Origin of the sequence: uncultured Dokdonia sp., from assembly GCF_947492815.1 — a bacterium.
In the GTDB taxonomy this organism is placed as follows: Bacteria; Bacteroidota; Bacteroidia; order Flavobacteriales; family Flavobacteriaceae; genus Dokdonia.
Genome location: NZ_CANLOB010000086.1, coordinates 1 through 641 on the forward strand (window position 1 = coordinate 1; position 641 = coordinate 641).

Here is a 641-nt window from a genome sequence, read left to right on the forward strand (position 1 = left end):
CCGTCAGCACCTGCTGGTCCTTGCGGTCCAACTGCTCCGTCAGCACCATCTGCACCTGCCGGTCCTTGTGGTCCAACTGCTCCGTCAGCGCCATCTGCACCTGCTGGTCCTTGCGGTCCAACTGCTCCGTCAGCTCCATCTGCACCTGCTGGTCCTTGTGGTCCAACTGCTCCGTCAGCACCTGTTGGTCCTTGTGGACCTGTATTTCCTTGAGGACCTTGTGGTCCTGTTGCTCCATCAGAGCCATCTGCACCCGCTGGTCCTTGTGGTCCAACTGCTCCGTCAGCGCCATCTGCACCTGCTGGTCCTTGTGGTCCAACTGCTCCGTCAGCGCCATCTGCACCCGCTGGTCCTTGTGGTCCTGTTGCTCCATCAGAGCCATCTGCACCTGCTGGTCCTTGTGGTCCGACTGCTCCGTCAGCACCGTCAGCGCCATCGTTACCTGCGGGTCCTTGTAGACCTGTATTCCCTTGAGGACCTTGTGGTCCTGTTGCTCCATCGTTACCTGCTGGTCCTTGCGGTCCAACTGCTCCGTCGGAACCATCTGCACCTGCCGGTCCTTGTGGTCCAACTGCTCCGTCAGCACCGTCAGCGCCATCGTTACCTGCGGGTCCTTGTGGACCTGTATTTCCTTGAGGACC

General features: G+C 60.4%; 1 pseudogene. It reads right to left on the bottom strand.

What is annotated here, in order from left to right:
• Window positions 1–641, bottom strand: a pseudogene (locus Q1A01_RS23625) (exosporium protein); the annotation flags it as partial.